Origin of the sequence: Dyadobacter sp. CY345, from assembly GCF_021502725.1 — a bacterium.
Taxonomy (GTDB): domain Bacteria; phylum Bacteroidota; class Bacteroidia; order Cytophagales; family Spirosomataceae; genus Dyadobacter.
Genome location: NZ_JAKFFS010000001.1, coordinates 937,844 through 952,733, shown reverse-complemented (window position 1 = coordinate 952,733; position 14,890 = coordinate 937,844). Strand labels below are relative to the sequence as shown.

The 14,890-nt window shown below is 40.4% G+C and carries 10 protein-coding genes; 5 read left to right on the top strand and 5 right to left on the bottom strand.

Annotated features, from left to right (window positions below):
- Positions 1-22 precede the first annotated feature (22 nt).
- The 3 genes from L0657_RS03995 (at position 23) to L0657_RS03985 (ending at position 5,876) form a co-directional block, all read left to right on the top strand.
- On the top strand, positions 23-1,168 hold the full coding sequence (locus tag L0657_RS03995) for a Gfo/Idh/MocA family protein (RefSeq protein ID WP_235149104.1): 1,146 nt from the start codon (positions 23-25) through the stop codon (positions 1,166-1,168).
- Between the two features lie 89 nt (positions 1,169-1,257).
- Complete coding sequence (locus tag L0657_RS03990; RefSeq protein ID WP_235149103.1) at positions 1,258-2,310, top strand: sugar phosphate isomerase/epimerase; 1,053 nt, start codon at positions 1,258-1,260, stop codon at positions 2,308-2,310.
- Positions 2,311-2,504: 194 nt separating this feature from the next.
- Complete coding sequence (locus L0657_RS03985) at positions 2,505-5,876, top strand: ThuA domain-containing protein (RefSeq protein WP_235149102.1); 3,372 nt, start codon at positions 2,505-2,507, stop codon at positions 5,874-5,876.
- A 1,874-nt stretch (positions 5,877-7,750) separates the two neighbouring features.
- Here the strand turns inward: L0657_RS03985 and L0657_RS03980 are convergent.
- From L0657_RS03980 to L0657_RS03970, 3 genes are all read right to left on the bottom strand, one after another.
- Complete coding sequence (locus L0657_RS03980) at positions 7,751-8,569, bottom strand: TIGR02757 family protein (RefSeq protein WP_235149101.1); 819 nt, start codon at positions 8,567-8,569, stop codon at positions 7,751-7,753.
- 290 nt (positions 8,570-8,859) lie between these two features.
- On the bottom strand, positions 8,860-9,831 hold the full coding sequence (locus tag L0657_RS03975; RefSeq protein ID WP_235149100.1) for a LysM peptidoglycan-binding domain-containing protein: 972 nt from the start codon (positions 9,829-9,831) through the stop codon (positions 8,860-8,862).
- Positions 9,832-10,623, bottom strand: coding sequence for a DUF4905 domain-containing protein (locus tag L0657_RS03970; protein ID WP_235149099.1), 792 nt, complete (start codon positions 10,621-10,623; stop codon positions 9,832-9,834).
- 56 nt (positions 10,624-10,679) lie between these two features.
- Between L0657_RS03970 and kdsB the strand changes: the two genes are divergently transcribed.
- Positions 10,680-11,420 (top strand): 3-deoxy-manno-octulosonate cytidylyltransferase, encoded by a 741-nt coding sequence (kdsB, locus tag L0657_RS03965; RefSeq protein ID WP_235149098.1) that lies wholly within the window; start codon positions 10,680-10,682, stop codon positions 11,418-11,420.
- A gap of 159 nt (positions 11,421-11,579) precedes the next feature.
- The gene (locus L0657_RS03960; protein WP_235149097.1) at positions 11,580-13,145 is read left to right on the top strand and encodes a bifunctional response regulator/alkaline phosphatase family protein; all 1,566 of its coding nucleotides are present in this window, start codon (positions 11,580-11,582) and stop codon (positions 13,143-13,145) included.
- Between the two features lie 78 nt (positions 13,146-13,223).
- Here the strand turns inward: L0657_RS03960 and L0657_RS03955 are convergent, their stop codons facing one another.
- Complete coding sequence (locus tag L0657_RS03955; protein WP_235149096.1) at positions 13,224-13,901, bottom strand: cell division ATP-binding protein FtsE; 678 nt, start codon at positions 13,899-13,901, stop codon at positions 13,224-13,226.
- Positions 13,902-13,993: 92 nt separating this feature from the next.
- Positions 13,994-14,650, bottom strand: coding sequence for a fructose-6-phosphate aldolase (gene fsa / locus L0657_RS03950; protein ID WP_235149095.1), 657 nt, complete (start codon positions 14,648-14,650; stop codon positions 13,994-13,996).
- Between the last annotated feature and the right edge of the window lie 240 nt (positions 14,651-14,890).

Sequence of the window (14,890 nt, the reverse complement as noted above, 5' to 3'; positions counted from 1 at the left end):
TCACAATCCTTTTTCCTTGTTTATGACTAAAATAAAAGTTGGTGTAGTTGGTACCGGTTTTATCGGCCCTGCCCATATCGAAGCGCTAAGACGACTTCCTAATGTAGAAGTAGCCGCGCTCTGTGAAGTAACTGCCGAGGCAGCCAAAGAAAAAGCAGACGCACTGGGAATTGCCCGTTCTTATACATTTGATGAGTTGCTTAAACAGGACGATATTCAGGCGATCCATATTTGTACACCCAACTTCCTTCACTTCTCTCAATCAAAGGCGGCTCTATTGGCTGGCAAACACGTGATTTGTGAAAAGCCGCTAGCTAAGGATCTTGTTGAAGCGGAAGAACTTGTTGCGCTTGCTGCCAAGACCGGTTTGGTAAATGCAGTTCATTTTAACCTGCGTTATTATCCATTGGCGCGCCAGATGAAATCGATGCGTGAGCGTGGAGAACTTGGTGAAATTCATTCTTTCATCGGCTCGTATCTTCAGGATTGGTTATTCTACGAAACAGACTATAACTGGCGCCTTGAACCAGACAAATCAGGTGATTCCCGCGCAATTGCAGACATCGGATCGCACTTAATGGACATTCTGGAATATATCACAGGTTTAAAAACAGTAGAGGTTCTTGCAGATTTCAATACAATCCACAAGACACGGAAGAAGCCGTTGAAAGCGGTGGAAACTTATTCAGGCAAAATGCTTCAGCCGGAAGACTATGCTGATGTACCGATCACAACGGAAGATCACGCAAATGTTCTTCTTCGTTTTGATAACGGAAGTAAAGGGGTAATCACTGTGTCACAGGTTTCCGCCGGTCGTAAAAACCGTATGACTTTGGAAATTTCAGGTTCTAAAAAAACATTCAACTGGACTTCTGAGGCGCCAAACGAAATGTGGATTGGTAACCGCGATAAGAGCAATGAAATATTAATGCGTGATCCCTCGCTTGTGAACGATGATGTCCGTTCATTAATCACATTCCCAGGCGGACATAACGAAGGTTTCCCTGATACATCAAAACAAATGTTCAAGGAAGTTTACGCCGCAATAGCAGAAGGCAAACAACCTGAAAACCCAACTTTCCCAACCTTTGCAGACGGATACCGAGAGCTATTGATCTGTGAGAGAATCCTGGAAAGTAATAAAAAGCAGGCTTGGGTAGCTGTATAATTTTGAATGACGGGATGATAGAATGAGTGAATAATTTCAGCCCCATTCTATCATTCACTCATTCTATCATTCAACACTAAAACAGAACTATGAAAACTATAAAAGGACCAGGTATTTTCCTTGCTCAATTTTTGGGTGATGAAGCTCCGTTTAATACGCTTGACGGTTTGACGACTTATATGGCCGATCTTGGCTATAAAGGCGTTCAGTTGCCGATTTGGGACCCAAGAATTATTGATGTAAAACTTGCAGCAGAATCTCAGACTTATGCAGATGAACTGAAAGGAAAATTGAAAGACAAAGGTCTTGAAATTACAGAACTTGCGTCGCATATCATCGGACAGCTTGTGGCTTCACATCCTGTTTACGACGATATGTATGATGGCTTCGCAATTCCGGAAGTACGTAAAAATCCAAAAGCAAGAGCTGAATGGGCTGTTCAGCAGCTAAAATATACGGCTGTGGCCAGTAAAAATCTTGGACTTACTGCAAGCGCTACGTTCTCCGGCGCTCTGGCATGGCCATTTCTATACCCTTGGCCTCAGCGTCCGGCTGGTTTGGTTGAAACTGCGTTCAAAGAACTTGCAGCGCGCTGGAAACCAATTTTAGATGTTTATGACGAAAATGGTGTCGATGTTTGTTACGAACTACATCCTGGCGAAGATCTTTTTGATGGTGCGACTTTCGAAATGTTCGTCGATTATCTGGACGGTCATTCAAGAGCAAATATTAATTATGACCCTAGCCACTTCGTATTGCAGCAGCTTAATTATCTGCAATTCATCGATCTTTACCATGACCGTATCAAAGCATTCCACGTTAAGGACGCTGAATTTAATCCAACCGGAAAACAAGGTGTATATAGCGGCTTTGCAGGTTGGGCCGACCGCGCTGGCCGTTTCCGTTCCTTAGGTGATGGCCAGGTAGATTTCCCGAGCATTTTCTCAAAACTTTCGCAGTACGATTATGACAGCTGGGCAGTTTTGGAATGGGAATGCTGTATTAAATCGCCGGAACAAGGTGCTGCGGAAGGTGCTCCTTTTATTGCTAACCACATTATTGAAATAACTACAAAAGCCTTTGACGATTTCGCCGGAACAGGTGCTGATGAAGCCTTTAACCGCAGAATTTTAGGACTTTAAAATAAATAATTGTCTTAATAACAAGTATAATAAAAACCTATCGTTCTTATGACGGATAGGTTTTTTTATTTAATACTTTGTATCCTTCCGGGAAAACAAAGTTTTAAATAGTAAAATTCGCCTTTACAATTATCCCTGATTTGTTACAAAAACCCAATTAACCGATAATGAGATCTCATTTTTATTCAAAACCAATGAACTACCTGAGCGCGTTTTTTCTCGCCTCATGTGTTTGTTTTGCCGCAATTGCTCAAAAAGTCACCTCTGAAAAACGTATACTTGTATTCTCCAAAACCGCAGGTTTCCGCCATACCTCAATTCCGGCCGGCCGGGTTGCACTTGTTAAGTTAGGTAAAGAAAACGGTTTCGGTGTAGATACCACTGAAAACGCATCCGTTTTCACAGAAAAAAACCTAAAAAAATACAGTGCGGTTGTATTTCTGAATACAACCGGAAATATTCTAAACGATACCCAGCAGGAAGCATTTGAACATTATATTCAGGCTGGCGGCGGTTATCTTGGAATCCACGCGGCGACTGATACGGAATATGACTGGCAGTGGTATAACAAACTGGCAGGCGCTTATTTCGCAAGTCACCCGGGAAATCCTAATGTTCAGGAAGGCGAAGCATTTGTTGTAAATAAAAATCATCCATCTATGGAAGGTTTTCCGGATCACTGGAAAATAAAAGATGAATTTTATGATTTTAAAACCTTCAACCCGCAGGTTACAGTTCTTGTGAACATTGATGAAAAATCATATAAAGATGGCAAAATGGGAGATAACCACCCCATGTCATGGTTCCATGAATATGACGGAGGAAAAGCATTTTATACCAATTTTGGTCACGAAGACGCTACCTTTTTGAATCCCGTATTTTTAAAACACCTGACCGGAGGTTTAAATTACGTAATGGCTTCCACGCTTGACTATTCAAAAGCACGCCCGGAAGAAAACCGTTTTACAAAAAAAGTATTGGTAAGCAAACTGGATGAACCAACGGAATTGGTCGTTCTGGATGATCAACGCGTTTTGGTAGCGGAAAGAAAAGGAAAGCTGAAACTGTATAATCCTAAGACAGGAAAAATGAAGATCGCCGCCGAAATTCCTGTCTACGTTAAACAGGAATACGGTTTGATGGGTTTGAATATTGACCCAAATTTCAAAACGAATAAGTTGGTTTATCTCTACTATTCCCCACTATCCAGTGAGGCAGATACCGCACAGCACTTGTCACGATTCAAATATGATGACGTGAAGGACACATTGCTTTTGTCGACAGAAGAGACTTTGTTGACGGTACCTGTTAAAAGGACAGATTGCTGCCATACTGGAGGTTCAATCGCCTGGGATGCGAAAGGAAATCTATACCTGTCAACCGGCGATGATGTAAATCCTTTCCAATCGAACGGATATGGACCAATTGATGGACGTCCGGGACGGGAAGGTTGGGATGGCCGCCATTCTTCTTCCAATACCAACTCATTGAGAGGAAAAATTTTGCGTATCAAACCTCGTTACGGCGATCGTCGCGCGAATATGCCAGGCGGAACTAATCTGTATGACATTCCTGAAGGAAACCTATTTTCAGCAGGTACAGATAAAACACGACCAGAGATTTATGTAATGGGAACGCGTAACCCTTACCGTATTTCGGTTGATCAGCACACAGGTTATGTGTATTGGGGTGATGTTGGGCCTGATGCTTCAAACGATGATCCGAAGCGAGGACCTCGCGGTTATGATGAAGTGAATCAGGCTAAAAAATCAGGTTATTTTGGATATCCGCTATTTATCGCCGACAACAAACCATATGTCGAATTTAATTTCGCTGATAGCACTTCCGGTAAACCTTTCGATCCGGCGGCACCGATCAACGATTCGCCACACAATACAGGATTGAAAAAGTTACCACCAGCACAGCCTGCGTTTATTTATTATCCATACGCCGATTCGCCTGAATTTGGTCCGATCGTTGGAAAAGGTGGTCGTAATGCCATGGCCGGACCTGTTTTTTACTCTAATGATTATCAGGAAAGTAAAAGCAAATTCCCTAATTATTACAACGGAAAGTTCTTCGCTTACGATTGGATCCGCGACTACATTAATGTGGTGACGATGGATAAAGAAGGAAATTTGGTGAACATGGAGCGTTTTATGCCAAATGGCAAATTTAGTCATCCGATCGATATGCAGTTCGCCAGCGATGGATCTCTATATACATTGGAATATGGCCCAAATTGGTTTGCACAAAATGACGAAGCTAGCCTTTCACGTATTACTTATAACGCAGGAAACCGGGTTCCGGTCGCAGCTGCGAAAGCGACAAACACGACTGGTGCCGTTCCACTAAAAGTAACGTTTTCATCAAAAGGATCCATTGATTATGACGGAGATCCTGTAAAATACGAATGGTCTTTTGGTAAAGGTTTAGGAAAAAGTGCTTTGCCAAATCCAACTTTTACATATACCAAAGCTGGTGAGTACACTGCCATTTTAAAAGTGACAGACAATGCAGGAAATAGCAATACTTCAGAAGTAATGATCAAGGCTGGTAATGCAATTCCACAGGTTGATGTAGCCATTAAGGGAAATAAAACTTTCTATTGGAACGATAAGCCGGTTAATTATGAGGTTGCGGTTATTGACAAAGAAGACGGGAGTCTGGTAAAAAAATCGATTCCGGAAGAAGAAGTAACTCTAACAATTAACTATTTGGAAGGTTATGACAAAACGGTTCTTGCACAAGGGCATCAGGCAAATACCGGATTCGATACCGGAAAGCGTCTTATTGAACTAAGTGACTGTAAAGCATGCCACTCGGTAGACAAAAAATCGATTGGACCGGCCTATATTGAAGTTGCAAAAAGATATGAAAAAGAAAGGAATTCGCTCAAAACGCTGACCGACAAAGTCATTAAAGGAGGTGGCGGAGTTTGGGGAGAGCAAGCTATGGCTGCCCATCCGCAACACAAACCGGAAGAAGTTGAGGAAATGGTTAAATACATTTTGTCGCTCTCTAAAAAACAGGTTGTTGAGAAGAAGCCTTTGAGAAGTTCTTATGTAACAGAGGCCAAGAAAAAAGATGGCTCGTATATATTCACAGCAAGTTATACCGACAAAGGCAACGGCGCGATGGGTCCATTAACCGGCTCTAAAATCGTAGCGTTACGTCCTGCAAAAATCCAGGCAAATACGCTGGACGACGGTAAGGGTTTTATGAAGTTCAAAACACCTGCTGGCCCCGAAGTTGTATTGGGTTCAGCGGATGGCAGTTTTATCGCGTTTGACGACATAGATCTTACTGGAATTTCAAGCATGTCCGTTGCCGTAGTTAGTTCAGACAGAACGGCAGGCGGAACTTTGGAAGCAAGACTGGATTCTCCATCAGGATTAAAAATTGGCGAGGCAAAAGTTGAAACCTCTGGTACGATTAATCTTGCTACGACAGTTCAGGCGGATAACAAAAAACACAAAGTCGTTTTTGTTTATAAAAATCCGCAAGCAAACGGAAAGCCGCTTTTCGCAATTGATTCCATTGAATTCAAAGAAAACGCCATGTAGTTTTGGTTTAAATCATTCATAAAAAATCCCTGTCAATTTTGCTGATAGGGATTTTTTATTGGCTCGATCTCTATTCAAATAGATTTCAGAAAATTTGGGAGCAAGTTATGTCACCCACTTCGGGGTTTCGATCGCGGCTCATTCTGTCATGCTCTATAATAATATCAACCCTTCGGGTTTATATTCCAAATTGTCAATAGCCTTCGATTGTTCTGGCACTTTTGTTTTCGATTCTTAGATATCGCTTTTGTTAGCAAAATCCAAAGGGATGAAAGTATTATAGAAAAACAGAAACAACCAACGATCTAAACTTTGGAAGGGTGACAGAATTAATTAAAAAATCTTGTGAGGCTGTCAATACGAATTTTCGAACGGGTTATGTCACCCACTTCGGGGTTTGGATCTGGGCTCATTCTGTCATGCTCTATAATAATGTCAACCCTTCGGGTTTGTTTACTTGATTATTATGGCACATTTGTTTGCGAAATCCTTGATATCGACAGATTTATCTGCATAATCCCGAAGGGACGAAAGTATTGTAGAAAGACAGAAACAACCAACGATCTAAAATTTGAAAGGGTGATAGAATTAATTTTAAAATCTTGTAGGGCTGTCAATAAGATTTCAAGTGCAGATTATGTCACCCACTTCGGGGTTAGAATCCTGGCTCATTTTATCATACTCTATAATAATGTCAATCCTTCGGGTTTGTTTACTTGATTATTATGGCACATTTGTTTGCGAAATCCTTGATATCGACAGATTTATCTGCATAATCCCGAATGGATGAAAGTATTGTAGAAAAAGAGGAGCAAGCAACGATCAAAACCCTGGAAAGGGTGACAGAATTAATTTACAAAATTTTCTGAGGTTGCCAACTCGAATTCACTAGCAGGTTATATCACCCACTTCGGGGTCTGGATCTGGGGCTCATTCTACGATGCTCTATAATAATATCAACCCTTCGGGTTTGTTTTCTGACAACATTATTTATTGTTTTTATTTTTGATATATCAGGATTTTCTACAATCCCAGAGGTATGAAAGTTTTATAGAAAAACAGAAACAAGCAACGATCAAAATCCCGAAAGAGTGACAGAATTAATTTACAAAATTTTCTGAGGTTGCCAATTCGAATTCACTAGCAGGTTATATCACCCACTTCGGGGTTTGGATCTCGGCTCATTCTACCATGCTCTATAATAATATCAACCCTTCGGGTTTGTTTTCTGACAATATTATTTATTGTTTTTATTTTTGATATATCAGGATTTTCTACAATCCCGGAGGTATGAAAGTTTTATAGAAAAATAGAAACAAGCAACGATCAAAACCCCGAAAGAGTGACAGAATTAATTTACAAAATTTTCTGAGGTTGCCAATTCGAATTCACTAGCAGGTTATATCACCCACTTCGGGGTTTGGATCTGGGCTCATTCTACCTTGCTCTCTAATAATATCAACCCTTCGGGTTTGTTTTCTGACAATATTATTTATTGTTTTTATTTTTGATATATCAGGATTTTCTACAATCCCGACGGGACGAAAGTATTGTAGAAAAAGAGTAGCAAGCAACGATCAAAACCCTGAAAGGGTGACATAATTAATTTACAAAATTTTCTGAGGTTGCCAATTCGAATTTACGAGCAGGTTATATCACCCACTTCGGGGTTTGGATCTGGGCTCATTCTACCATGCTCTAAAATAATATCAACCCTTCGGGTTTGTTTTCTGACAATATTATTTATTGTTTTTATTTTTTATATATCAGAATTTTCTATAATCCCGGAGGGATGAAAGTATTATAGAAAAAAGAGCAACAAGCAACTACAAAAACCCTGAAAGGGTGACATAATGAATACCAAAAATCTAATTTCAAATTAAAAATTCTTCCTTAGCGAACCCTTCAATCCCTAAACCGAATAATGCAAAATCGTATAAAACCGGATCGTTTGGATTTAACATACGCAAGGATGCTGTCAATTCGATTGCTGTTCTCCAATCCGTTATTGGTCTTTGAATCAAACCCAATTTCCTCGCAATTCTATCAACGTGAACATCACAGGGGCAGACCAGCTGCGATGGCTTAATTGTATTCCATATCCCAAAATCAACACCTTTCTTATCTTTTCTCACCATCCATCTCAAAAACATATTTAACCGCTTACAAGACGATTTACGCACCGGCGTTGCTATATGTTTTCTAGTTCTGGTTGGGAAGTTTTCTGAGTCGCTGAAGAGGTCGTGGAAACCTATCAGTCCATTTTCGATGGTGACATCAGTTGCCGTCATATGACTGCTGAAAGCGTACTCCAGAGAGTCATGCTGTTTGTAAAAATTTTGAAAAAAATGGAGAAAGTAAAGCGTGTCCGTAGCATTGAACGTCCGGTGCTTAAAATTTAAAAATTTTTCAAGATCGCTATCCTGGTGGTTTTTAACAAAGTCATAAGGAGCGTGATCCATCAATTCGGATAATTCCAGACATTTGTTTATAATCGTTTTTCGCTGTCCCCAGGCAAGCACCGCTGCCCAGAATCCCATAATTTCTTTGTCTTGCTTTTTGGAAAAACGATGCGGTATACTGATTGGATCGTGGCGAATAAAATCCGGCTGATTATATTCCTCAGCTTTTGATTCCAGTAAATCGGTGATGGATTGTGATATGGGTGTTAATTCAACTTCAATGTTCAGCATGACTTTTTCCTAACACGTAAGCCAAAGCTCGCGAAATCCCGGAAAAGAACATAACGATGCAAGAAAAAACGAAGGTGAAAATAGCTATAAACGGGTACATAAGCGTAAACAAAACACTCCACAATTTATATCCGGTAGTTTTCTTTAGTGCTGCTCGTTCTTCTTCTCTTTTTGATCTGAACTCGGGTGAATGTTTCATTACGTGTATTTTCAGAATTTAATTTGTGATGAGAGACTTATGATATCTAATTAATAAACCAATCCAGTCTCATTTAAATTTCTTCGATTCGCTAATTGGTTTCCAAATAGCTGATTACCGCTCTGAAACGCTTACTATTCGGCGAAACTTTTTCGAAGGCACGTGACGATAACTTGATAATAATATCATCATTCACACTGGTTTCCGGAATTCTACCGATCACGCGCACAATGATTTTTTCCTGATTGTATTCATTCAAAACTTCTACCAAAGCGCCGATCGGGGCATTTCGGTGGAGCGCAAGAAATTTACTAGTGCTTTCATCTGTTTCGATAACCTCTGCGAGCCCGGATTCTGACTTGCGCTTTCCTGTTACAACTTTTGGCGGCGCAACCTCTTCAACCGGTTTCATCACTTTTTCAGCAACTGCTGCCTTGGCCCGCACAGAATCCTTCACCACATTTGTCACAACCTTTTTCGGCTCTGGTACAGGAACTGGTTTTGCCTTTTCTGCACCTTTTTCACTAACAATTAATTCCTGACCGTCTGTAAGATTATCATCTTTCAGATTATTCCATTTGCGGAGATCCGCCATCAAAACACCATATTTCACAGCAACACGATAGAGTGTTTGTCCCGCCTCAACCTTGTGAATTCCGTTTGGAGCCACAGCAACCTTTGCATCAGCCGTAGGCGTAGCTGTCGATGGTGGAGGCAATGGTTTTGCATCCTTTACCGCAGGTTTCACTTCCTCTTTTTTAGCTTCCTCCTTTTTTGCTTCCTTTTTACTCACTCTCGGCGTGTAAGGAACACGCAACGTTTGACCCAACTGAACAGCATCGCTAATGCCGGGATTTGCATCACGAAGTGCCTGAATGGTTGTACCATACTGCCTCACGACAGCAAACATAGTCTGACCTTGATTGACTTTATGCAAAACAAAAATCTTACCTCCTACCTTCTCAAACCCTATCGAATCAACAGCACTTACACCATTCGCACGGGCATTCACCGCTCTTGTTAAAAAACCTGCCAAAATGGCTAGGTACACTATGTATTTCATTCAGTCAGAAAATGTTAAACTCGAAAATTCATTATTATTTTTTAGATATACCAATACACCGTTTTTCAGCAACATGGTCGACTGGCCAACGCCATCACGCCCCTCAGATAACCGCTCCTGAAATACGATTTCCTTTTTATCTGTCACGATAAGAAGATATTGTACTATCTTTTCTTGCTCGTAAATATAATAAGAAAACATCATATAGGGCCTTTCGTCCAGATAATCGATACAAATGGGTTTGGAAATACCCACAGTTTCCGATAAAAAAGACGACAGACGTTCAAAATAGACATCCTTTTCCTTGTAACGAACAGGTTGTTTTAAAATTATTTGCCGGGAAATTTGTTTCATGTCCTCCGAAAGCTCCGACAATTCGGCTGAATCAACATCGCAGATCGCATATTGAAATTTATCTCCACGCTGGGTTGCCACCTCCACCTCTTTTCCTTCTAACGTCCGGACCAGTACGTAATTAGGCAATGCCCAGAGTAAATTACCATCCCTGGAAGAGACCGACAGCAGATCCGTTGGCTGTGGCAAATCCGGATATCGGTAGTTATGCAAAAATAAATGTTGATTTGAAAATGCTGTCAACGAAGTCCACCAATCTGCGCCTTCTGGCGTAACTTGCCAGCGTAATTCCGGAATAGACAGATCAATTATCGCAAATGACACTTTCTTTTCCGAACTTTCCCGCAATTCGATAGCCCATTCATTGATATCCGGATCCGGGTGAGGGAGTATCCGCCAGATATTTTGTGAAAACGTATATGAGAAAACTTTTTGCAATTTTTAGCTTTATTTTGAAACAAAATTTGAAATAATATCATTCAAACTATAAACACGTGCAAATACTAGGTATAATACCAGCGCGCTACGCATCAACCCGTTTTCCCGCCAAAGCATTGGTCGATATCGGGGGAAAATCGATGATTCAGCGCGTCTATGAACAATCTTCCAAAGCTACACAACTCAGTCAGGTTATCGTAGCAACCGACGACGAAAGAATTTTTGACCATGTCGAAAATTTTGGCGGAAAAGCGGTTATGACTTCTACTGATCATCAAAGCGGGACAGACAGATGTTATGAGGCTTTGACAAAAACGTACGGAAAATTTGATTATGTAATTAATATTCAGGGCGACGAGCCATTTATTAGTCCTGAGCCTATCAATAACCTTGCCGAAGAATTGAATGGCGAGATAGAACTGGCCACGCTTGTAAAAATTATTGATTCAGAAGATATTTTATTCAACGTAAATGTTCCGAAAGCAGTATTGAATAAGCGAGGGGAAGTTTTATATTTTAGCAGGCAGACAATTCCTTATTTACGCGGTGTGGAGACCGAGAATTGGCTTAAAACGCATACCTATTATAAGCACATTGGCATTTACGCTTACCGTGTGGATGTGCTTGCTGAAATAACAAAACTGGAAGTTTCCGCGCTCGAAAAAGCAGAAGCCCTTGAGCAGCTCAGGTGGCTCGAAAACGGATATTCGATCAAGGCGGTTGTGACCTCCGACGATTCGCATGGTGTGGATACACCAGATGATCTTGACCGCGTGACACGCAGGTTTTTATCATAAATTTGTAGGTGAAAAAGTAATAAATCCGGGAATTAAAGTCATGCCCAAAATTGTTATTTTCGTCTTAATTTATGTTAAAACCCCGTTTTTATAATACCAGATCATACTTTGGCACGTTAATTTTCTTTGTTTAACTATTATTAATTGAAAAACTAACCTATGCAATATAACATCCTTTGGGCTGATGATGAAATAGATCTTCTTAAACCACATATCATGTTTTTGACTAATAAAGGGTATAATGTTACACCTGTAAACAGTGGAGCAGATGCCCTTGATCGTATTGAAAATGACCGGTTTGATATTGTTTTTTTAGATGAAATGATGCCGGGTATGACCGGACTGGAAACACTTGCACAAATCAAACAAATGCAGCCAATGCTTCCAGTCGTGATGATTACAAAAAGTGAGGAAGAACATATCATGGAAGATGCCATCGGTTCAAAAATCGATGATTATTTGATAAAACCCCTTAACCCAAATCAGATTTTACTTTCCGTAAAAAAGATTCTGGACAACAAAAGACTTGTTACTGAAAAGACTACATTAAGTTATCAGCAGGAATTCAGAAATCTTGCGATGCAATATCAGGACAGGATTGGGCATGAAGAATGGGCTGATATTTATAAAAAACTGATCTACTGGGAATTGGAACTCGAAAATTCTGACGATCAGGGAATGTCGGAGGTTTTCAGCATGCAGAAAAGTGATGCTAATGCGAATTTCTGTAAATTCATTGAACAGGAATATGAAGGCTGGCTGAACGATCCAAAAGCAGACCGTCCGATTCTTTCTCATCAATTGATGAAACAGAAAGTATTCCCTTACCTGAAACAATCAACCGAGCCTGTGTTCTTTTTACTGATCGATAATTTCCGTTATGATCAATGGAAAGTGATTCAGCCGATCATTCAGGAATATTTCAATGTCGAGGAAGAAACTTCTTACTACTCAATTCTACCGACGACTACGGGTTATGCGCGTAATGCTATTTTCTCAGGTATGATGCCGAGTGAGATGGAGCGTAAACATCCACAATGGTGGGTAAGCGATGAAAACACGCCGGATGGTGAAGAAGGCTTGAACAACCATGAGTTTGATTTTCTTCAAAAACAATTGGAGACCAACCATTTTAATATCAAGTCTTCCTACAATAAAATTCTGAATACCAACCAGGGAAAATCGCTTATCGACAACTTTAACAATTTGTTGAACAACCAGTTAAATGTGGTAGTTTACAATTTTGTTGATATGCTTTCTCATGCGCGTACGGATGTGCAGATGATCAAAGAACTGGCTCCGGATGAATCTGCTTATCGTTCCATTACTAAATCCTGGTTGATGCATTCTCCACTTTTGGACTTTATCAAAAAAGTGGCAGAGAAAAAGTGCAGACTAATTTTAACTACTGACCATGGTATGATTCGTGTTCAGAAGCCTGTTAAAATTATCGGATACCGCGAAACCAATACGAACTTACGTTATAAACACGGAAAAAACCTTGGCTTCGATGATAATCATTTAATGGTATGCCGCAAGCCAGAGCGAATTTTCTTGCCAAAACCGCACGTTTCGACTTCTTACGTATTCACAAAAGAAGATTACTTCTTCGCGTATCCGAACAACTACAACCAGTACGTAAACCTTTACCGCGATACCTTCCAGCATGGCGGTGTTTCACTTGAAGAGGTTATTATTCCGTTTATTGATTTGACAGCGAAATAAGATTTTAATTTATCTTGGCACAAAAAAGCGACCTGAAAGTAAAATTCCAGGTCGCTTTTATTGTTATCTTAAATATTTTTATCCTTCGGTTACACTTCCATTTTCACATTTAATGGTACGCGCTGGAAATTTCTTTAGAAACTCGTAATTGTGTGTCGCCATCAAAATGGCTGTACCTGCGTTATTGATCGTCCTGAAAACCTGCATGATCTGATCACCAACTTCCGGATCAAGATTTCCCGTAGGTTCATCTGCAATCAGAATTCTTGGCTCATTAAGCATAGCACGGGCAATCACTACACGCTGCTGCTCACCGCCTGAAAGCTGATGCGGCATTCTTTTTTGCGAAGTCCCCAAACCAACCTGCATCAATACTTCTGCAATACGTTTGGAAATTTTCGATTGCTGCTCCCAGCCCGTTGCTCTCAAAACAAACGACAAATTATCTTCAACCGAACGGTCAGAAAGTAACTGAAAATCCTGAAAAACGATACCTATCCGGCGCCTTAAAAAAGGAATATCAACACGCTTGATGTTATGGAGCTCATACCCGACCACCTTTGCAGAGCCTGTATGTAACCACAAATCTCCATAAAGTGTCTTCATCAACGAACTTTTTCCGCTGCCCGTACGCCCGATCAGGTATACGAACTCACCATTTTTTATCTCAAAATGGACATCATTTAAAACAGGCCGGTCACCCTGGTAGATATCTGCCCGTTCCAGTCTTACAATAGGCTCTGTTGAATCTGTCATAAATTGATCAATAAAATAATCAGGTTTTGAGAAAAGAGGTTAGATATTTAGTTTCCTAAAATACCTAACCTCTCATTTTGTTCTATTTCTTGTTAAGCGTTTCCTTTGGCGTAATCTGCAAGGAATTTTTCAAGTCCGATATCAGTAAGCGGATGTTTCATCAAGGCTTCCATCGCGCTTAAAGGTCCGGTCATTACGTCCGCTCCAACTTCTGCGCATTGGATAATGTGCATTGGGTGACGTACAGAAGCTGCCAATACCTGCGTTTCATAACCATAGTTACGATATATTGTCAGGATTTGCTCGATCAGACCAATACCGTCCGTTGAAATATCGTCCAGACGGCCAATGAATGGAGAAACATAAGTTGCGCCAGCTTTTGCAGCGATTAATGCCTGTCCTGCCGAGAAAATAAGTGTACAGTTGGTGCGAACGCCTTTGTTTGAAAAATATTTCAAAGCTTTAACGCCTTCCTTGGTCATTGGAATTTTTACAACAATTTTATCATCAATCTCAATCAATTCTTCACCTTCACGAATCATTCCCTCTAAATCAACCGAAATAACCTCTGCACTTACATCTCCGTCAACAATATCACAGATCGCTTTGTAGTGTCTCATGATATTATCCTTCCCTGTAATTCCTTCTTTTGCCATAAGCGATGGGTTTGTTGTAACGCCATCAAGTACGCCTAAGGCATGTGCTTCTTTAATTTCTTTTAGATTAGCAGTGTCAATAAAAAATTTCATATCAAGAATTGAATAGTTTAATTGTTCCACAAAAGTAGAAAACCCTGACTAAAAGCAAAAAAAAGATGTGGAATGGAATGGAAAGGGCATAAAAAAAGGCAAACCGAGAATCTCACCGCATCGACCACCTACCCTTGCTTCCGTCAGGACCTGGGGGATTCGGAAGGAGCTGGTAGTTCCGATTTGCCGATGCAAAGATAAAGACATTTTATTGACAAAAAGAAAACATTCATTTAACGT